Source organism: [Limnothrix rosea] IAM M-220 (genome assembly GCF_001904615.1).
Lineage (GTDB): Bacteria > Cyanobacteriota > Cyanobacteriia > Cyanobacteriales > MRBY01 > MRBY01.
Genome location: NZ_MRBY01000064.1, coordinates 1 through 18,912, shown reverse-complemented (window position 1 = coordinate 18,912; position 18,912 = coordinate 1). Strand labels below are relative to the sequence as shown.

The 18,912-nt window shown below is 45.4% G+C and carries 17 protein-coding genes and 1 pseudogene; 13 read left to right on the top strand and 5 right to left on the bottom strand.

Annotated features, from left to right (window positions below; genetic code table 11):
• Both NIES208_RS16895 and psbC read left to right on the top strand, forming a co-directional pair.
• Positions 1–83 (top strand): annotated as a pseudogene (locus NIES208_RS16895) (photosystem II protein D2); the annotation flags it as partial.
• A complete protein-coding gene (gene psbC, locus NIES208_RS16890) occupies positions 67–1,449 on the top strand; it encodes a photosystem II reaction center protein CP43 (RefSeq protein ID WP_075894160.1) in 1,383 nt (460 codons plus the stop codon). The pseudogene NIES208_RS16895 and the gene psbC, both read left to right, overlap by 17 nt.
• Before the next feature lie 115 nt (positions 1,450–1,564).
• Here psbC and NIES208_RS16885 read toward each other — a convergent pair whose 3' ends face one another.
• Both NIES208_RS16885 and NIES208_RS16880 read right to left on the bottom strand, forming a co-directional pair.
• Complete coding sequence (locus NIES208_RS16885; RefSeq protein ID WP_075894159.1) at positions 1,565–2,434, bottom strand: NAD(P)-dependent oxidoreductase; 870 nt, start codon at positions 2,432–2,434, stop codon at positions 1,565–1,567.
• 8 nt (positions 2,435–2,442) lie between these two features.
• Positions 2,443–3,894: a hypothetical protein gene (locus NIES208_RS16880; protein WP_075894158.1), complete on the bottom strand. Its 1,452-nt coding sequence runs from the start codon at positions 3,892–3,894 to the stop codon at positions 2,443–2,445.
• Positions 3,895–4,418: 524 nt separating this feature from the next.
• On the opposite strand from NIES208_RS16880, the gene psaA reads away from it, so the two are divergent.
• The 6 genes from psaA (at position 4,419) to NIES208_RS16850 (ending at position 11,481) form a co-directional block, all read left to right on the top strand.
• Positions 4,419–6,638, top strand: coding sequence for a photosystem I core protein PsaA (gene psaA / locus NIES208_RS16875; RefSeq protein ID WP_075894157.1), 2,220 nt, complete (start codon positions 4,419–4,421; stop codon positions 6,636–6,638).
• Positions 6,639–6,813: 175 nt separating this feature from the next.
• The gene (psaB, locus tag NIES208_RS16870; protein WP_075894156.1) at positions 6,814–9,027 is read left to right on the top strand and encodes a photosystem I core protein PsaB; all 2,214 of its coding nucleotides are present in this window, start codon (positions 6,814–6,816) and stop codon (positions 9,025–9,027) included.
• Positions 9,028–9,198: 171 nt separating this feature from the next.
• Entirely contained in the window at positions 9,199–9,846 is a 648-nt protein-coding gene (locus NIES208_RS16865) for a YdcF family protein (RefSeq protein WP_075894155.1), read from the top strand.
• Between the two features lie 36 nt (positions 9,847–9,882).
• Positions 9,883–10,371, top strand: a complete 489-nt coding sequence (locus NIES208_RS16860; protein ID WP_075894154.1) for an NADAR family protein — start codon at positions 9,883–9,885, stop codon at positions 10,369–10,371.
• A gap of 75 nt (positions 10,372–10,446) precedes the next feature.
• Positions 10,447–10,911 carry a hypothetical protein gene (locus tag NIES208_RS16855; RefSeq protein ID WP_075894153.1) on the top strand — a complete coding sequence of 155 codons (465 nt, stop codon included), beginning with the start codon at positions 10,447–10,449 and terminating at the stop codon, positions 10,909–10,911.
• Positions 10,912–11,106: 195 nt separating this feature from the next.
• Entirely contained in the window at positions 11,107–11,481 is a 375-nt protein-coding gene (locus tag NIES208_RS16850; RefSeq protein WP_075894152.1) for a DUF2237 family protein, read from the top strand.
• Between the two features lie 26 nt (positions 11,482–11,507).
• Here NIES208_RS16850 and NIES208_RS16845 read toward each other — a convergent pair whose 3' ends face one another.
• Positions 11,508–11,912 (bottom strand): NIL domain-containing protein, encoded by a 405-nt coding sequence (locus tag NIES208_RS16845; RefSeq protein WP_075894151.1) that lies wholly within the window; start codon positions 11,910–11,912, stop codon positions 11,508–11,510.
• Between the two features lie 216 nt (positions 11,913–12,128).
• Between NIES208_RS16845 and hemC the strand changes: the two genes are divergently transcribed.
• Positions 12,129–13,094: a hydroxymethylbilane synthase gene (gene hemC / locus NIES208_RS16840; protein WP_075894150.1), complete on the top strand. Its 966-nt coding sequence runs from the start codon at positions 12,129–12,131 to the stop codon at positions 13,092–13,094.
• A 131-nt stretch (positions 13,095–13,225) separates the two neighbouring features.
• On the opposite strand, the gene NIES208_RS16835 is transcribed toward hemC, so the two are convergent.
• Both NIES208_RS16835 and NIES208_RS16830 read right to left on the bottom strand, forming a co-directional pair.
• The gene (locus NIES208_RS16835) at positions 13,226–13,411 is read right to left on the bottom strand and encodes a hypothetical protein (protein ID WP_075894149.1); all 186 of its coding nucleotides are present in this window, start codon (positions 13,409–13,411) and stop codon (positions 13,226–13,228) included.
• Between the two features lie 20 nt (positions 13,412–13,431).
• Positions 13,432–15,645, bottom strand: coding sequence for a GAF domain-containing protein (locus NIES208_RS16830; protein ID WP_075894148.1), 2,214 nt, complete (start codon positions 15,643–15,645; stop codon positions 13,432–13,434).
• Positions 15,646–16,031: 386 nt separating this feature from the next.
• On the opposite strand from NIES208_RS16830, the gene NIES208_RS16820 reads away from it, so the two are divergent.
• The 4 genes from NIES208_RS16820 (at position 16,032) to NIES208_RS16805 (ending at position 18,608) form a co-directional block, all read left to right on the top strand.
• Positions 16,032–16,646 carry a GNAT family N-acetyltransferase gene (locus NIES208_RS16820; RefSeq protein ID WP_084176674.1) on the top strand — a complete coding sequence of 205 codons (615 nt, stop codon included), beginning with the start codon at positions 16,032–16,034 and terminating at the stop codon, positions 16,644–16,646.
• A gap of 119 nt (positions 16,647–16,765) precedes the next feature.
• Positions 16,766–17,203 carry a hypothetical protein gene (locus tag NIES208_RS16815; RefSeq protein ID WP_225875340.1) on the top strand — a complete coding sequence of 146 codons (438 nt, stop codon included), beginning with the start codon at positions 16,766–16,768 and terminating at the stop codon, positions 17,201–17,203.
• 54 nt (positions 17,204–17,257) lie between these two features.
• Positions 17,258–17,725: a hypothetical protein gene (locus tag NIES208_RS16810; protein ID WP_139325092.1), complete on the top strand. Its 468-nt coding sequence runs from the start codon at positions 17,258–17,260 to the stop codon at positions 17,723–17,725.
• A gap of 109 nt (positions 17,726–17,834) precedes the next feature.
• The gene (locus NIES208_RS16805) at positions 17,835–18,608 is read left to right on the top strand and encodes an ABC transporter permease (protein WP_075894144.1); all 774 of its coding nucleotides are present in this window, start codon (positions 17,835–17,837) and stop codon (positions 18,606–18,608) included.
• The last annotated feature ends 304 nt before the right edge of the window (positions 18,609–18,912 follow it).

The window sequence follows — 18,912 nt, the reverse complement described above, 5'->3', positions numbered from 1 at the left end:
GTGCATGGATGGCACCCCAAGACCAAATTCACGAAAAATTTGTATTCCCTGAGGAGGCTCTTCCCCGTGGTAACGCTCTCTAATGCCCCTATTTCAGGCGGTCGCGACCTTGAATCCACTGGCTTTGCTTGGTGGTCTGGTAATGCCCGTTTGATCAATCTTTCAGGTAAGCTTCTTGGTGCTCACGTAGCCCATGCTGGTCTTATCGTTTTCTGGACTGGTGCGATGACTCTTTTTGAGGTCGCTCACTTTGTTGCAGAGAAGCCTATGCACGAGCAAGGCTTTATTTTGATGCCTCACCTTGCAACCTTAGGTTGGGGTGTTGGTCCTGGTGGTGAAGTTATTAGTACTTTCCCCTACTTCGTTGTTGGTGTTTTACACCTTATCTCCTCTGCTGTTCTTGGTCTCGGTGGTATTTACCACGCGGTTCGTGGCCCTGAAACCCTTGAGGAGTATTCCAGCTTCTTTGGTTATGACTGGAAAGACAAAAACCAAATGACTAACATCATTGGTTATCACCTCATCCTTCTTGGTTGTGGCGCTTTGCTTCTTGTTTTTAAGGCAATGTTCTTTGGTGGTGTGTACGATACTTGGGCACCCGGTGGCGGTGACGTGCGTATCATCTCCAACCCAACTCTTAATCCCGGTGTGATCTTTGGCTACTTGTTCAAGGCTCCTGCTGGTGGTGAAGGCTGGATTATTGGTGTGAACAACATGGAAGATATTATTGGTGGTCACATTTATGTGGGTCTCATCTGTATCTTCGGTGGTATTTGGCACATCCTCACTAAACCTTTCGGTTGGGCACGTCGTGCACTTGTTTGGTCTGGTGAAGCATACCTTTCTTACAGTCTTGGTGCTTTGTCTTTGATGGCATTCATTGCGACTTGTTTTGTTTGGTTTAACAATACTGCTTACCCCAGTGAATTCTATGGTCCTACTAACGCTGAAGCTTCTCAGTCTCAGGCGTTAATCTTCCTCGCTCGTGACCAATCCATGGGTGCGAATGTTGGTTCTGCTCAAGGTCCTACTGGTCTTGGTAAGTACCTCATGCGATCGCCTACTGGTGAGATTATTCTCGGTGGTGAGACAATGCGTTTTTGGGATTTCCGTGGTCCTTGGCTTGAGCCCCTCCGTGGTCCTAATGGTCTTGACCTCGACAAAATTCGTAATGATATTCAGCCTTGGCAACTGCGCCGTGCGGCTGAGTACATGACCCATGCTCCTAATGCTTCCATCAACTCTGTTGGCGGTATTATCACTGAGCCTAACTCCTTTAACTTTGTGAACCTTCGTCAGTGGTTGGCTGCTTCTCACTTCGTTCTCTCTTTCTTCTTCCTCGTTGGTCACCTCTGGCATGCTGGTCGTGCTCGTGCGGCTGAAGCTGGATTTGAGAAAGGTATCGACCGTGAGACTGAGCCAGTATTGGCAATGGACGAACTTGACTAATCATCTGTTGATTTTCAGTTTGTAATGCATCGCTAAAAACTTAAAAGACCCCTGACATAATGATGAGTTGGGGGTCTTTTTAATGCTGTTTTATTTAAATTGTTCTATCAAGTCATTAGTAATAGGCTCGAAACATTGCTTGGGTTCCTTGCTCTAAGGCATCAGCAAGTTGGGCTGTGTTTTTGAACTGTTGGGTGGCTAGCTCAAATCCGGGTAAGGCTGGAAAGTTGTCTAGGGTTTCCTGCACAAGGCGCAAATCTTTGAGGATGTGTTTGATCATAAAGCCGGGTCGAAAGTCTGCCATTGTGATTTTGCGCCCAAGGTTGGCGATCGCCCATGAACCAGCGGCTCCAGTTTGGCAAACTTCGATCATCAAATTTGGATCAATACCTTGATATTCAGCGAGCTTGATAGCTTCGCATAAGGCAACCATATGGACAGCACATAAAACTTGGTTACACATTTTGACGGCTTGACCGCTACCTGTCTCACCGCAATAGTAAATATTTTTGCCCATTGCTTCGAAATAGGGCATGGCTTCCTCAAAATCTTGGCGATCGCCGCCCACCATAATTGTGAGAGTGCCGTTTTCAGCGCCAATATCGCCACCACTAATCGGAGCATCAAGAAATCGTAGATGCTTTGCTTTGAGTTTTTCTGCAATGTCCCTTGCCGTGGGAGAGCCAATCGTACTGAAGTCGATGATTAAAGCCTGTGGCTTAGCACAGTGAATGGCTCCTTTTATACCCAATAGAACCTCTTTGACATCAGGAACATCACTCACACAAATAAAGATATAATCTGCATCTTCAACGGCAGCAGCAATAGAATCTTTAACCGTGCCATTTGAATCTCGAATTCGCTGCAAATTAGGACTTGAGCTAGATCGATTCCAGACAGTTACAGGAAAACCTGCCTGCATTAGGTTTAAAGACATCGGCGTTCCCATAACACCCATGCCAAGAAATGCAATTTTTTTAGTCATAGATTTGTTTAAGGCTCTAACTTAATGTCGTCGGTGTAGATATCCGTAGTTCTAGAAAAGTCGGAAGAATCTAGACTGTCTGGGAGTTCAATCATTTCATTATCTGCTGCTTGATCAGAAGTCTCTGCGACAGTTGGCTCAGCCTCTGCTGCATCTAATTCAACTTCAGATTCATCCTTCTCTGTAAGTTCTTCGGGAGCCTCGAAGCTATCGATGTTAGGGTCAATAGTTTCCTCAATTTCGACCTGAATATCATCTAAAATTTCTTCGATTTCAGCTTCAATAGTTTCGTCTTTGAGCTCGTTTATTTTCCCATCACCCTCCAATGACTCAGTTGGGGCGATCGCCGGATTTACTTCCGTATCATCTTTTGCCTCAGACTCAACCTCTACCTGATCTTGAAGGATTTCCGTTTCAGAATTAGGCTCTTTAAACTCAATGATTTCTGGTGTCGGCTCATTAATCAATTCAGGCAGCGCAGTTTCAGGCTTAAGAATTTCTACTTCTACTTCTGGCGGCAACTCCTTCGTCGAAACAAGTTTCTTCGCTGTACGTAGGGAGAGCTTATTTTGCACCAGTTTGGCGAGCGTATCATTTAGCTTCGGATCGTAGTCAATGACTCTAACTGGATTATTGAAAACATTTTCCACTAGCTCCCCTTGATCATTAATAAATTCAAGCTTGAGCCAGTTTTCCCCCTTCTTGAATCCTTTGAGATAGATCGGCTGCCAATTATCGAGAATAAACGTTTCCCCATTCACCGTTACACGAATACGCCAATCTGCGACGTTATCCTCTTGGGTTTCATTGGCGACAAAATGCAGCGGGGCGTTAGTTAGGTAAAAGTCCAACATAATCGGCTCAGCACCATAGGTTCCTTGGGGACGGCTGTAGGTTAAAAGTGGCTGGGAAAAATCTGGTAGGCGTGAATTATTTTCCGTAAAGATGCTGAACATTGTCTCCGCGTAAGCACCTTCATTTTTGAAACTTTCGTGCCAAGGCCGCGAGGCAAAAACACGCAGCAAATGACTTCCCGGTGTGAGATCTTCAAGAATAATAGGCTCACTAACGTCATACACCGCTCTATAGGGCTGATCATCAATGAATAGGTGCAGATGGGGACCCATACCTAAATCAGGGTCTTTAAAAAGTGGCAGGTCGTTCACCTCTAGTTTCACAGAGACATTGCTGCTAGTGAGCAATTCATTAGGTTGAGGGCTAATGATCTTTACTTGGGGTTGATACTGAGTTAGTTCTTCCCGCAGTTGAGTAATTAAGCTCGGAGTTGCGACTTCTGTAAGCTGTTCCGTAACGACGGGCTCAGAAGGATTATTAAACTGTGGTGCAGTGGAAAGTGTTTGGCGATCGCCGCAGCTTGATAGCCCTAAAAACATTACAAAAGCAATAACACCACGAAATAATAACCGTGCTGTAGCTTGAAAATTCCGAATAAATTCCACCGCGACTTTGCCTCCGCTGCAAGTAGAAGATCCTACAATTCAAAACTATAACGGGGATACCCCTTAATGTCATAACTTCTCCTAAATTCTGAAGCAGTAACCCCCCGGATTCCCCCACAATGTTTTGACGAACTGTACCTATGTGAGTGCAAAAACATAGTTAAAAAGCAATGGTAAATATTGCCCCTAAAAGAATCCGCCCCAGAACATCACAGAACATCACAGAACGTTTCTTTTTGTTAAGAAAAAAACGGTAATTCTCAGTCAAGAGCAGGAGAAACCAGCAATTTAAGCCCTTGCTGGCAGTATCTTTCAGAGATTTTTAAATATTGTTAATTCGAATCAACCCACATAGAAACAAAGCTCTATGATTTACAGCAATGCTTTTCTTCAACATGATGGAAAGTGTTTCAAAATCACTGGAAACCTTGCAAGCTGATGATTCGCCCACAGCTTATCTATTTAAATCACTTTGTTTTAGATAGAACCTTTATTAAGTCGATTGTCTAGAGAGGAGAATCCTCATGGCAGTAAAGGTTGATAAGGATCCGGTACCAACTTCTTTTGAGAAGTGGGGCAAGCCGGGTCACTTTGACCGAACTCTGGCACGGGGTCCAAAAACCACCACCTGGATTTGGAACCTCCATGCCGATGCACATGATTTCGATAGCCAAACAAGTGATCTCGAAGATATTTCGCGCAAAATCTTCAGCGCGCACTTCGGTCACCTTGCTGTAGTTTTTGTTTGGCTAAGCGGCATGTACTTTCATGGCGCAAAATTTTCTAATTACGAAGCTTGGTTAAACGATCCCACCGTGATCAAGCCTAGTGCTCAAGTTGTCTGGCCTGTTGTGGGTCAAGGCATCCTTAACGGAGACGTTGGCGGCGGCTTCAGTGGTATTCAAATTACCTCTGGGCTGTTTTACCTCTGGCGCGCTTGTGGTTTTACCAATTCCTATCAACTCTATGTGACTGCCATTGGCGGTCTTGTTATGGCAGCCCTTATGGTGTTTGCCGGTTGGTTCCATTACCACAAAGCAGCTCCCAAGTTGGAGTGGTTTCAGAACGCTGAGTCTATGCTCAACCACCACCTTTCCGTCTTACTCGGTTGTGGTTCTTTGGGTTGGACTGGTCACTTGATTCACGTTTCTATGCCTATCAATAAGCTCTTAGATTCTGGTGTAGCTGCGAAGGATATTCCTTTGCCTCACGAGTTCATTGATGCTTCTGTAATGGCGGAGCTTTACCCGAGTTTTGCTCAGGGTCTAAAGCCTTTCTTTACGCTTGATTGGGCTGTGTATGCTGACATCTTGACCTTCAAGGGTGGTTTAAACCCTACAACTGGAAGCCTTTGGCTCTCTGATGTGGCACACCACCACTTGGCGATCGCCGTTCTCTTCATCATTGCCGGTCACATGTACCGCACTGGTTTCGGCGTAGGTCATAGCATCAAGCAACTTCTTGAAGCTCATAAAGGTCCTTTCACTGGCGAAGGCCATAAAGGTCTTTACGAGATTTTGACGACCTCTTGGCATGCCCAATTGGCCGTCAACCTTGCACTTCTTGGTTCCTTGACTATCATCATTGCGCATCACATGTATTCGATGCCTCCCTATCCCTACATGGCAGTAGACTACGGCACACAGTTGTCCTTGTTTACTCACCATACTTGGATTGGTGGCTTCCTAATCGTTGGTGCTGGTGCTCACGGCGCAATCTTTATGGTTCGTGATTATGATCCCGCTAAGAACGTTGATAACCTCTTAGACCGTGTGATCCGTCACCGTGATGCAATCATTTCTCACCTTAACTGGGTATGTATTTGGCTTGGCTTCCATAGCTTTGGTCTTTATATCCATAACGACACCATGCGTGCGTTGGGTCGTCCTCAGGACATGTTCTCTGACTCTGCGATTCAGTTACAGCCAATCTTTGCGCAATGGATTCAAAATCTTCATACCGTAGCTCCCGGTGCTACTGCTCCTACGGCAGTTGCTCCTGCTAGTTTCGCGTTTGGTGGAGATGTAATGGCGATCGGCGGCAAAATCGCAATGATGCCCATTACCCTTGGTACTGCTGACTTTATGGTTCACCATATCCATGCGTTTACTATTCATGTCACTGTACTGATTTTGCTGAAGGGTCTTCTCTATTCCCGCAGCTCCCGTCTGGTTCCCGATAAGGGTCAACTCGGATTCCGCTTCCCTTGCGACGGCCCTGGTCGTGGTGGTACTTGCCAGGTTTCTGGTTGGGACCATGTCTTCCTTGGTTTGTTCTGGATGTACAACTCTCTTTCCATCGTGATTTTCCACTTTAGCTGGAAGATGCAATCCGATGTTTGGGGTACTGTTCTTCCCGATGGCAGCATTTCCCATGTCACTGGTGGTAACTTTGCAACAAGCTCAATTACTATCAACGGCTGGCTCCGTGATTTCCTCTGGGCTCAGTCTTCTCAGGTGATCAACTCCTATGGTTCGGCCTTGTCTGCTTACGGCATCATGTTCCTAGCTGGTCACTTTGTTTTCGCCTTCAGCCTGATGTTCCTATTTAGTGGACGTGGCTATTGGCAAGAACTTATCGAGTCCATTGTTTGGGCACATAACAAGCTCAACTTGGCTCCTGCAATCCAACCTCGTGCTTTGAGTATTATTCAAGGTCGTGCAGTTGGTGTTGCTCACTATCTCCTTGGTGGGATCGTGACAACTTGGGCCTTCTTCCTCGCGAGAAGCTTGTCCATCGGTTAGCGCAGTTGCTGCGCACCGTCAGCCAAAGGTCGGGGGAGAGTTTAAATCAGAGCTTGATTTTTTGCTTTCCCTACCGATTGGCACTTTTCCTTCCCCTGCGGGAAGACAACCGGTAATGAAGTAATGATTTACCGAAACCTCATTTTGTTAACGAGGAGAACCTCCAAGCATAGTTATGGCAACTAAATTCCCAAAATTTAGCCAAGACCTTGCTCAAGATCCAACCACACGTCGGATTTGGTACGGAATTGCCACTGCGCATGATTTCGAAACCCATGATGGGATGACTGAGGAGAATCTTTATCAAAAGATCTTCGCTTCCCACTTTGGTCACCTCGCAATCATCTTTCTGTGGACTTCCGGAACTTTATTCCACGTCGCTTGGCAAGGCAATTTTGAACAGTGGATCAAAGATCCGCTGAACGTCCGTCCGATCGCCCATGCGATCTGGGACCCCCACTTTGGTCAAGGTGCAATTGATGCCTTTACCCAAGCTGGTGCTTCTAATCCTGTTAATATCGCTTACTCTGGCGTTTACCACTGGTTCTACACCATTGGTATGACGACCAACGCTGACCTTTACCAAGGCGCAGTATTCCTTCTGATCCTTTCTTCTGTGTTCCTATTCGCAGGCTGGCTGCACTTGCAACCCAAGTTCCGCCCTAGTCTGTCTTGGTTCAAGGATGCTGAGTCTCGCCTCAACCACCACCTTGCAGGTTTGTTTGGTGTGAGTTCTTTGGCTTGGACTGGTCACTTGGTTCACGTTGCAATTCCTGAGTCTCGTGGTGTTCATGTCGGCTGGGATAACTTCCTTTCTGTGAAGCCTCACCCTGCTGGTTTGATGCCTTTCTTCACTGGAAATTGGGGCGTTTATGCTGAGAATGCTGATACTGCAAACCATCTCTTTGGTACTTCTGAAGGTGCTGGTACTGCGATTCTGACATTTTTAGGTGGCTTCCACCCTCAGACTGAGGCGCTCTGGTTGACTGATATTGCTCACCACCACTTGGCGATCGCCGTGTTGTTCATCATTGCTGGACACATGTATCGCACCAAGTTCGGTATTGGTCACAGCATCAAAGAAATCCTCAATGCTCACCAGCCTCCTAGCGGAAAGCTTGGTGCAGGTCATAAGGGTCTTTACGATACAGTTAACAACTCCCTTCACTTCCAGTTGGGTCTTGCGCTTGCTTCTTTAGGTGTTATTACATCTCTCGTTGCACAGCACATGTACTCTCTTCCTTCCTATGCTTTCATTGCGAAGGACTACACAACTCAGGCAGCACTGTACACTCATCACCAGTACATCGCTGGATTCTTGATGGTTGGTGCATTTGCCCACGGCGCGATCTTCTTCGTCCGTGACTACGATCCCGAAGCGAATAAGGACAACGTTCTTTATCGCATGTTGGAGCACAAAGAAGCTTTGATTTCCCACCTGAGCTGGGTCTCTCTCTTCCTTGGTTTTCACACCCTCGGTATCTACGTTCACAACGATGTTGTTGTTGCCTTCGGTACTCCTGAGAAACAGATTCTTATCGAGCCCGTATTCGCCCAATTCATTCAAGCGTCTCACGGTAAATTGCTTTACGGCATGGACTTGTTGTTGTCCAACCCTGATAGCGTTGCCTATACGGCATACCCCAACTATGCCAACGTTTGGTTGGATGGTTGGCTAGAAGCTATCAACAGTGGTACGAACTCTTTGTTCCTCACCATTGGTCCTGGTGACTTCCTCGTTCACCATGCGATCGCCCTTGGTCTCCACACAACCACTCTCATCCTTGTTAAGGGTGCGTTGGATGCCCGTGGTTCCAAGCTAATGCCCGACAAGAAAGACTTCGGTTATTCCTTCCCTTGTGATGGCCCCGGTCGTGGCGGTACTTGTGATATCTCTGCTTGGGATTCCTTCTACCTTGCGATGTTCTGGATGCTCAATACCCTTGGTTGGTTGACCTTCTACTGGCACTGGAAACACCTCGGTATTTGGCAGGGGAACGTTGCTCAGTTCAACGAAAACTCCACTTACCTCATGGGTTGGTTCCGTGACTATCTCTGGGCAAACTCTGCACAGCTCATTAATGGTTATAACCCCTATGGTGTGAACAACCTTTCTGTTTGGGCTTGGATGTTCCTCTTTGGACATCTCGTCTGGGCAACTGGTTTCATGTTCCTCATCTCTTGGCGTGGTTATTGGCAAGAGCTGATCGAGACTATCGTTTGGGCTCACGAGCGCACTCCTCTTGCGAACATTGTTCGTTGGAAGGACAAGCCCGTTGCTCTCTCCATCGTCCAAGCTCGTTTGGTTGGTCTAGCTCACTTCACGGTGGGATATGTCCTGACCTACGCTGCCTTCCTGATCGCCTCGACGGCAGGGAAATTTGGTTGACGACTGTTTGTTGAAATAGCAGCTTTAGCTAAATAAAAGTTTAAAAGCCTCTAGTCAATGACTGGGGGCTTTTAATTTATTGGGGGTTGCGATATAAGGTTGTAACAAGACATGCTCAAGTTCGAAAAGGACTGCTATCATGGGCGATGTTCGGCTGTCCTTTGCTCTACTATGACTCTCTCGCACGGTCGGTATGTTCGAAAGCGAACTTTCAAAAATTGGCGATCGCCCCGCAAAAAAAAGCGGCCATCTTTTCAAGTCTTTGCCTTGGCTTTAGGTTTCACTATTGCCCTAGGAGGCGTTACCTATTACAAAATTCAACAGGCACACCTTAAGCCTGATGTTATTTTTGTCTTAGGAGGCCATGAAGAGCGGGAAAAATTTGCCGCAGAACTTGCCCAAAGTGATCCTTCCTTAGAAATTTGGGTTTCTTCAGGTAGTCCGCGGGATTATGCTCAAAAGATTTTTCAGCATTATGGAGTTGAAGGCGATCGCCTGCATCTTGATTACCAAGCCAAAGACACAGTGACAAATTTCACCAGTGTTGTGGATGACTTTAAACGAAAAAATATTAAAAGCGTTTATCTCATCACCTCAGAAAACCATATGCAGCGAGCACAGATTGTTGCCCAAATCATTTTTGGTAGTCAAGGCATCGCCGTTAAACCATTGCCCGTACCATCCCAAAATCCACCAGAAGCCAAAATTAAATACTTACGCGACGGTTTGCGTTCGATTCTTTGGGTTTTTACGCGAGAAACTGGCGAAGAATGGTTCGATAAAAATTCTGTAACGGTAGTGACAACCAAAAATTTATAATAAAAGCATTAAAACTTAGTTAATGCAGGAATTAGAATGGAGTCCCAAGCCGAGGCGATCTATTTTTATAAAGCTTACGATCCCTATGGTTGTTTCTCTAACTTTTCCCCTCACCCAATCTATTGCGACGGTATTCACTGGTCTACCGTTGAACACTTTTATCAAGCCCAGAAATTTGTGACAACCCCAGATGCTGCGATTATTCCAGTGATTCATAGCGCACCCACGCCAGAAGCAGCGGCGGCTCTTGGTCGGAGCCCTCGTTATTCGCCGCGCCATGACTGGGAACGCGTCAAACAAGCCGTTATGTGGCAAGGTGTTCTGAAGAAATTCACAACCCATATCGAGATTGCTGAAATTCTTCTCGGCACTGGTGATGCCGAAATCATTGAAGACTCTCCAGTTGATTATTATTGGGGCTGCGGAAAAGATAAAACCGGCTATAACCATTTAGGTAAGTTATTGATGAAGGTGCGTCAGTATCTGCGACAAAATTCTCAGTGGAAAATCAGTTGCATTGAGTAAATCGAGATACAATGGCATCGGTGATTTTCAAACAAAATTGAAGTATAAAAGCCACAGCCTTTCAACTCAAATCTTATGTCGGACAAGGTCACAGACTTGAAAAAAATCATTGAGCTGCCGATTGATTCACTAAGATCTTTTGATGTGGTGGAAGAGCAATTTTCGGATCTCGGTGTTTTATTTACTAATACAGTCGTTTTACAACCATCAAATTCTCTTTATTTGCCAAAATTTGGCAAGATGGTTTTAATGGGAGCACCCCAAAATGGTCTGATTGAAGTAAATTTTACACTACCCGTTATTTATTTCGCTTGTAGTTTGACTAGTTCTCAGCATGCTACGGTGCGAGCTTTTGATGATGATGGAAAGACCTTGTGTGTTTTTGAAACAGAAAAATCCAATCATGAAAATCCTGATTCTTTAGTGAGTCAACCTACTCCTAATATTCCAATTTCTATGCAGGCTCAAAATATTCAAAAAATAACTTTAAGCTCATTAGATGGTCAGCTTGTTATTTACAATATTCGCTTTGGTTTTTAGTGCTTTTATACTCTTTACTTAATTTACTTAAAAAGAATCTTTATTAAAGGTTTCTTGATCGGTACTGTGGGGGAATTTAAACGAAAAAGTATCAGCTGAAGTTTGTTTTTTTAGATGTTTAGAATAGTGCGTGGATATGGGTTAGATCCTAAAAAATCAATGATGAAGTTAAGTTGCTATTAGGTTGAATCAAGAATGAAAAATAACACTTCTAAAAATGTTTTGGGTACGCAGTTACTGAGCTGTTCTACGGAGCCTATGACTGGTTTTTATCGGGATGGCTGTTGTACGACTGGTATAAATGATTTTGGTCGCCATGTGGTTTGTGCAAAGATGACACCTGCATTCCTTGAATTCACTAAAAATCAGGGTAATGACTTGAGTACTCCGGTGCCTGCGTATAATTTTCCGGGGTTAAAGCCCGGCGATCGCTGGTGTTTGTGTGCAGCGCGTTGGCAGGAGGCTTTTGAGATGGGTGTAGCGCCGTCTGTTGTCCTTGAGGCAACCCATGAAAAGGCATTGGAAATTGTTTCTCTTGAGGATTTACAACGTCATACAATTGTGTCTTAAAGTTTTGTTTTGCTTGGGGCAGTCGCTTAAAAGTTTGTGGCGATCGCCTGTACCGGACAAGTGGGTAAACATTGTTCGCAAACGACGCATTTTTGGCGTGTAAATTGTAATCGAAATGTGGCTGGATTTAGAGATAAAGCTCCCGTGGGACAGACACCTGTGCACAGGCCACAGTCAACACAAATGTCTTCGTTAATGGTGATTTCTTTACTGGCTAAAGAGACTAGTATGCCTTTACTTTTCATCCATTCAAGGGACATTTCGATGGCATCAATATCTCCTTGTAGCTCAACTACTAATTTGCCAACTTGGTTGGGGGCAACTTGGGCGCGAATAATGTTTGCTGCAATATTAAAATCCTTTGCGAGACGATAGGTTACTGGCATTTGGACAGTGTCTTGGGGGAAAGTCAGGGTTACTCGCTTTTTCATGGTATTGCTTCGAGATGACAACGGTAGCAAAATGCTGGATAAGTTGATTTGAGACTGAAAAGTGATGGGGAAAGAAGTCGGCGATCGCCCTACAGAGTGTGAACAGTTGTAACATTTACCCGCAGCAGATTAGGAAAACTATCAAATAGGGTCAGCCAACGCGATACCCTAGTTTGAGTCAAAATTTTAAGATTGCTTTTATAAAACCTAACTAATATGACCGCTGTGACCACCTCTCAACGTACTGTAAAAATTGGCTCTCGTAAAAGCCAGCTGGCATTAGTTCAGACCTATTGGGTGCGCGATGAGCTACAAAAAGCTTACCCCGATATTAAGTTTGAAGTGCAAACAATGGAAACTCAGGGTGACAAGGTTCTAGATGTTGCGCTTTCAAAAATTGGTGATAAGGGACTTTTTACCCAAGAGCTTGAAGATGGCATGCTCAAGCGGGAAACAGATTTTGCTGTGCATTCTTTAAAGGATCTGCCAACGAATTTGCCTGAGGGTCTGATGTTGGGCTGTGTCACAGAGCGGGTGGATCCTGCCGATGCTCTTGTGGTTCATGAGAAGCATAAAGACAAAAAACTTGATACTCTCCCCGAAGGTGCAATTATTGGAACGTCTTCTTTGCGTCGTTTAGCGCAGCTGCGCCACCATTATCCCCATCTCCAGTTTAAGGATATTCGTGGCAATGTAAATACGCGCCTCGCCAAGCTTGATAGTGGTGATTATGATGCGATTATTTTGGCGGCGGCTGGTTTACAACGTCTCGATTTCGGCGATCGCATTCACCAAGTGATCTCGGGTGATATTTCCCTTCATGCCGTTGGTCAAGGGGCACTGGGCATCGAATGTCGTGATGGTGATACTGAGATTTTAGATCTACTTCGTTCCGTACTTGAGCATGCAGAAAGCCGTGATCGCTGTTATGCTGAGCGAGCATTTTTGCGTGAATTAGAAGGTGGTTGCCAAGTGCCTATTGGTGTCAATACGACGATTGATGGTGATGAGTTGCATCTTGTGGGCATGGTAGCGAGTCTTGACGGTAAAATTTTAATTCGCGATGAAGTTCGCGGTAACCGTGCCGATGCTGAAAAATTAGGTATTCAACTTGCAGAAAAAGTTGTGGCTCAAGGTGCGGACAAGGTGCTTGCAGAAATTAATGAAGTCAATCGCTCCTAGGCTGCTTCTTTAGTTTTAAGGTGAATTGAATTAGATTGAATTGAATTAAATTAAATTAGTAGCGATAGGTGATGGGAGTATTGAGTCACTTATCGCTTTTTTGTGAACGGTTTTTGTGATGTCGCGAAAGGTTAAAGTTGTGGCTCGGGGCGTTCAAAGGGAACTTCTGGCGATCGCAGGTGATTATGGTCACTATAACCAAGCTGATTTAGGGTTTCGATATCTCCTTTCTTTTTCGTTACGGGTGGTAGTCCTAGATCCTTAGCGGCGGCTTGCTGGGCTTTACGTTGTTTTTTGAGTTTTGATTTGCGTCCCATGGTTGCTCTTCGTAATTTTTTTAAGGGTGATTTTGTAGGGGAAAAGAGTATGCGCGTACGGTCTCGTCGATGCCTTTGAGATGGAGATCGTCGTTGAGGATTAAGTTATGGCTATTGTCGAGGTGTTGGGCGACGGCTTCTGAGATGTAAACTTGCATTGGTGTTGCGGCTTCTTGTAAACGGGCGGCCATATTGACTGCCGGACCGATCGCCGTGTAGTCGGAGCGTTGTCCACCGCCAAACATCCCAACAACGGCATTGCCTTGGTGAATGCCGCAGCGAACTTGCATTAAGGAAGGACGATCTTCACCGCCGAGGATGCCCCGCCTTTGCCAGTCGGTATTGAGTTTCTGGAGATTTTGCCCCATGGCTTTGGCGACGGCGATCGCCCGCCTTGCCTGTTCTTCGGGGGGCAATTCTTCTGGAGAACCGAATAAAGCTAAAACCGCGTCGCCAATAAATTTATCTACGGTGCCTCGGTGATCAAATACCGCTTGGGTCATGGCCTCAAGGTATTCGTTGAGCAGTTCTGCAATCAAGCGGGGCCCCAGTTTACTAGAAAGGGGCGTAAAACCCACAATGTCACTAAATAAAATAGTGACTAAACGTGGTTCTGGACTCAGGTCGAGGGTGAGTTCTCCTGCTGCCGCTTTATTGACCATGGTTTCTGGCAGGAAGCGTTTGAGCACCGACTCAGTGAGATATTTATTCAGCTGCTTGACCTTTTGTTCCCGCTCCCGTAGTTGTTCTGCTTGTTGACGTGTGGTTTCGTATAACCGGGATTGTTGTACGGCGATCGCCGCCTGTGCTGCTACCGCTTGGGCGAGTTCGATATCAGAATTGAGCCAAATGCGAGGGCCATCCGTTTGACGGAGGCTAATAGTGCCGATCAATTTACCATCAGTAACCATCGGCACAAGCAATAAAGCCCTTGCCGGAACCCGTAACGGCAGATCGTATTTTTCAAGACCATGCTCTACTTTCATGTCGTTATAAACGACTGGTCGTAGGGTCGTTAAAACCTGCTGCAAAACAGGATTATCCGAAATCGGCACAGAAGATTGGGGCATTTCACAAGCATCTTGTTCCCCTTGATGGTTCGCATCATAGAGGCCGACACAGTGCACCACATTATCTTCTTCTGTCCAGAGGGAAAGGGCGCAGCCATCAACATCTAATGCTTGACCCAATTGCTTGGTAATGGCTCGAAAAATTGCTTCGGGTTCTAGGCTAGAACGAATTGCAGTGGTAATGGTGTTAATAAGAGTTTCCCGCTGGGCTAGATCCTGGACTCTTTCATAGGCACGGGCTTGGGCGATCGCCAAGACTGCTTGGTCTGCCACCATTTTGACCAGTTGGACTTCATCTTCCTGCCAACTGTGGTGGCGATCACAATGGTGGAGGGCGAGGAGCGCTGAAGTTTTGTGTTGAAGGAGCAGCGGGACAATCAACGTCGATTTAATCTGCGCTAACTCAAAGGCCGCTTGACGTGCCGGTGACGAGGTTAAAGCCTCATTTTGAGCCTTGAGTTCATCCAGAATAATGGGCTCGATATTTTCCCATAGGGTTTCTTCCCAAGGGATCGGCTGACCCTCAAAAATTTCCGGCGATCGCTGATACAGAAAATAAGGCGGCGATACACCCATATCAGTATCTAGAGGCTTCAGTAGCGCCACATCCACCTCCATCACCTCACCAAGGGTATTCACAATACTCTGCAACACATCCTGTAAAGGCGAAGCATCCGGATTATCAAAGCGACGATTACGAATCGTATTTACAACAGAATTCAGTAAAGACTCACGCCGTAAACTGCGGCTAAGCTCCTTCGTACGAATCTTGAGCAAATTGTGCGTTTCTAGGGCCTGCTCCACAATGCCCTTGAGTTCCTCCGCATCCCAAGGCTTCGTTACATACTTATAAACCCGACCTTCATTAATCGCATCAACCAAATCCTCAACATCCGTATAGCCCGTCAACATAATCCGCATGGTATTGGGATAGGATGTTGCCGCAATCTTTAAAAACTCAGTACCGCTCATGTGGGGCATGCGCTGATCCGAAATGATCACAGCAATCTCTGGATCCGTCGCTAAAATATCAAGAGCCTCAGGGGCACTATCACTGCGTACAACACGATATAAGCGGCGAAACGTACGATAAAGTAGGTCGAGATTATCCGGCTCGTCGTCAACAACTAGAATCTTCGGTTTTGAATTACGCATTAAGCTCATTCATTCAATCTCCAGTTGAGACGACACTGGCATCGGATTAATTTTTTTTGCCTATCCACATTGCCTGAGGACTATGTCCAACTAGACACAAAGTTTTGGTATAACGCTGTCTCTAAAAGTTTAACTTTCGTTCTGAGGTCGTTTCCGTACGATTTACAAAAAAGTTGGTAAATTGATGCTGTATAAGGCTTTTTTGTCACCTTTTCCCCTAGAAGCTAACGTCATCATAGCAATTTACCTTTGGGAATCTAAATTTTATGCAAATGTTTCCTTTTTTAAGCTAATTTCAAGATTTTTTACTCGACATCTAACTTTTCTTGTTGGCAAAATAGAAATTACTGTTTTTTATTTTTTTATTCCCTGATTTTGTTGCCGATGGAGGCTTGGTGAATTCTGACCTTTCAATTCCACAATCACTTTCTCAATGTCAAGTTAAGGGTGTGCCTTACAGTGGCGAACATTTATTGGTGAGGCCGGCGACAATCGAAGATGCTCCGGCTTTGGCGATGGTGATTGTCCAAAGTTTTCATCGTTATTCTGATGTGCGTCAATGGTTTGTTCCTTTGTTGCGTTTAGGGATTGGGGAAGATTTACGCTACCGATTGCGTTCTTTGCCTAATGGTCACCATGCTTGTTTTGTTGCTTGTCTATCGGATAGTCGTGGTTCTGGCTCGATGATCGTGGGAACGGTTGAAGTTACGGTAAAGTATCTGCATTCGCGGGCGATCACCCCCATCAAAATGCCTTATATTTCAAACCTAGCTGTCGATCCCCAATATCGTCGTTTAGGGATTGCCCGTCAGCTACTCAACCGTTGTGAGGTGCAGGTGAAGCGCTGGAACTACAGTAGTATCGCGTTGCATGTGCTTGAGCATAATGACGCGGCCAAGGCACTTTATGGACAGTGTGGCTATCATACTCAATATGCTGAGCGTCAACTTAGTTCATGGATTTTTAATCAACCGCGGCGTTTGTTTTTGCAAAAAAATTTATCGCTCTGAACAATTGCCGATATTATTAAACCCATATGCCGTCGCTACTAGAGTGTCAGTCTCTCGTCTTGTTTTAACCTTTTTATATGGGCAGTATTGCTAACAACTCATCTGATTCAAATGTACCTATGGCGACATCAGCAATTTTAGCTGAGCTGCAACAGGGTAAATTGTGGATGATTAATGCTCGTCGTAAAAATGGTCTAATTCTATGTAAGCCTTATCATGTGGATTTTGCGGGGCCGGGGGCGATTATTGGTGGGGTCTTTGATCGTGATGTTGTGGATATTATCCCGGTTGGTCATTTGTCACTATTGCAGCCCGAAGAGTCCTCGGAACGGCAGAAAGCTTATTTGATTCGTCGTCAGTGGGTCAAGCTTCTGAAACAAATTACGGATAAACCGCTGCCGGAACAGCGGGCTCAGGTGATTTTAAATCAGTTTGAGAATTGGTTTGATGTGGAGACGGTGGAAAAGCTTGATGATGAAACTTTTGCGTTACTGATTGGGGTGTTGCCCCAGACGATTCGTCGTGTCCGGAATCGTGTTGACCGCTCTGAAATTTAGTTTATAGTTTAGTCTCGATTGATTTTAGGGAGTGGTGTGGTTTTAGATGGGTCTATGGCTGATGAGTTTGATGTCGATGGGGCGATCGCCGAAGCGATTTCACTCTTAAATTATTATGGGTTTGAGCTAGACGATAATAATGCAACGGAGGTTGTCCATTTTTGGCAAACCATTTATCCGACAGCTTGGTTGAGAATGGCGGTACTAGAGGCGCTGTACCGGGGGCGTTATAAACAAATTTCTGTGGAGGAAATTCTCCGTAGCTGGCAAAAGTGGGATCGGGTGCGCTGTAATTTTGATCTTGAGTTTGAGTCGTTGATTTGTTCGAAGGTTGAAGAGCAAACGCCATTTTCTTTGTCTGATCCGCCTCAAGGAAATCTAGAAAAATCTATTGAGCTGCGGGAGCTGACTGGTGAAGTTGCGGCTAATGAAGTGGTGTCGGCTGTGCCAGAAACCTATGAAAAGCTTAAGGCGATCGCCATAGAACAAGGGCAGATTTTGACGGAAGAACAAGAAGATTAAGTCATCGTCGGACAATTGTGGTGTGTGAAGTGCCTTTGCTAGTTTCATCTAAGGTCGATTGCCATTACATTGAAGGGGGGCATATGGTGACATCAAAACTTTTTGTGTAATGAAATATTGGCAAGAAATAACCGCTGTAACCCAGCGTATTTTGTTGGAACTCTGGCGGCGGCGACGTAGTTTACTTTTTTGGTGTTTATTTCCCGTATCTTTACTGTTTTTAAATGGGTTTATTTTGGCAGAACGGGCGGGTTTAAGTTTGGCTGAGGCGATGGAATTTGCTGCACCTTCAACCCTTGTGGGAGCTGCTCTGTTTTTTAGTTGTTTGGGAGGTAGTGTGGCGACGGTCGTTTCGGAGCGTGAGCAGCATACTTTAAAGCGTTTATTTATTTCACCCCTCAGTGGCACTTCTTATTTTCTCGGAATTTTCTTCGCTCACTGTGTGATTGGCATGGGGCAATCTCTTCTCGTTTTGGCGATCGCCATGTTTATCGGCGCAGAATTTACGGGCTCTGCTATTTTAGGATTTTTGATTATCTGTCTCAGCATCATTGCCTACGTTGGCGTTGGTTTTATCCTAGGAACCCAATTGGCCAAACGGACTGAGGATGTTAATGCTTTAGTGGCGACGTTTGGTGTGCCGTTACTCATCCTCGGTGGCGCTTTTTTACCCACGTCATTATTTCCAGAAAGGTTGCTAGACATGGCCCAGTTTAATCCGATCTATCATATGAATGAAGCGCTGGTCGGGCTTTGGGCTGAAGGGGAAGATCTGGTGGCGATCGCCCCCCATCTGCAGTTTCTTGGGGTTTTCGCGCTCATAACAATTGTGGCCGGTTGGCTTTCCTATCGACGAATGCTCAAGCTAGAACGGCAATTATAAAAGCAACCATCGCCAAGGCTAGCAAGATTAGTACAAAAGCCTTGGGGTTCAAAAAAAGTCAGAGATTCTGTTGAAGGTTGCGTTTACTTCGCGAGAATTTCACAAATCCCCGACTTTGTAGTCCTAAACTTATTAACTTTGACGATATAAAATATGGAAGCAAAAGACTTTACTTGCTCACCATTCATATTTATCACAAAAAAAGAGGCTGACTAGCAACCTCTTCTAACTATTTTTCAGTGATTTAATTAACCTGAGTTTTGCTTAAGGGTGCTCGGCAATACGACGCGGCGAATAAGAGAGC

Coding starts and splice junctions, on each gene's coding strand:
- NIES208_RS16855 (WP_075894153.1), top strand. CDS start 10,447: ATGTCGGACAAGGTCACAGACTTGAAAAAAATCATTGAGCTGCCGATT.
- NIES208_RS16865 (WP_075894155.1), top strand. CDS start 9,199: ATGACTCTCTCGCACGGTCGGTATGTTCGAAAGCGAACTTTCAAAAAT.
- hemC (WP_075894150.1), top strand. CDS start 12,129: ATGACCGCTGTGACCACCTCTCAACGTACTGTAAAAATTGGCTCTCGT.
- NIES208_RS16830 (WP_075894148.1), bottom strand. CDS start 15,645: ATGAGCTTAATGCGTAATTCAAAACCGAAGATTCTAGTTGTTGACGAC.
- NIES208_RS16860 (WP_075894154.1), top strand. CDS start 9,883: ATGGAGTCCCAAGCCGAGGCGATCTATTTTTATAAAGCTTACGATCCC.
- psaA (WP_075894157.1), top strand. CDS start 4,419: ATGGCAGTAAAGGTTGATAAGGATCCGGTACCAACTTCTTTTGAGAAG.
- NIES208_RS16850 (WP_075894152.1), top strand. CDS start 11,107: ATGAAAAATAACACTTCTAAAAATGTTTTGGGTACGCAGTTACTGAGC.
- NIES208_RS16885 (WP_075894159.1), bottom strand. CDS start 2,434: ATGACTAAAAAAATTGCATTTCTTGGCATGGGTGTTATGGGAACGCCG.
- NIES208_RS16810 (WP_139325092.1), top strand. CDS start 17,258: ATGGCTGATGAGTTTGATGTCGATGGGGCGATCGCCGAAGCGATTTCA.
- psaB (WP_075894156.1), top strand. CDS start 6,814: ATGGCAACTAAATTCCCAAAATTTAGCCAAGACCTTGCTCAAGATCCA.
- NIES208_RS16805 (WP_075894144.1), top strand. CDS start 17,835: ATGAAATATTGGCAAGAAATAACCGCTGTAACCCAGCGTATTTTGTTG.
- NIES208_RS16815 (WP_225875340.1), top strand. CDS start 16,766: ATGGCGACATCAGCAATTTTAGCTGAGCTGCAACAGGGTAAATTGTGG.
- NIES208_RS16845 (WP_075894151.1), bottom strand. CDS start 11,912: ATGAAAAAGCGAGTAACCCTGACTTTCCCCCAAGACACTGTCCAAATG.
- NIES208_RS16835 (WP_075894149.1), bottom strand. CDS start 13,411: ATGGGACGCAAATCAAAACTCAAAAAACAACGTAAAGCCCAGCAAGCC.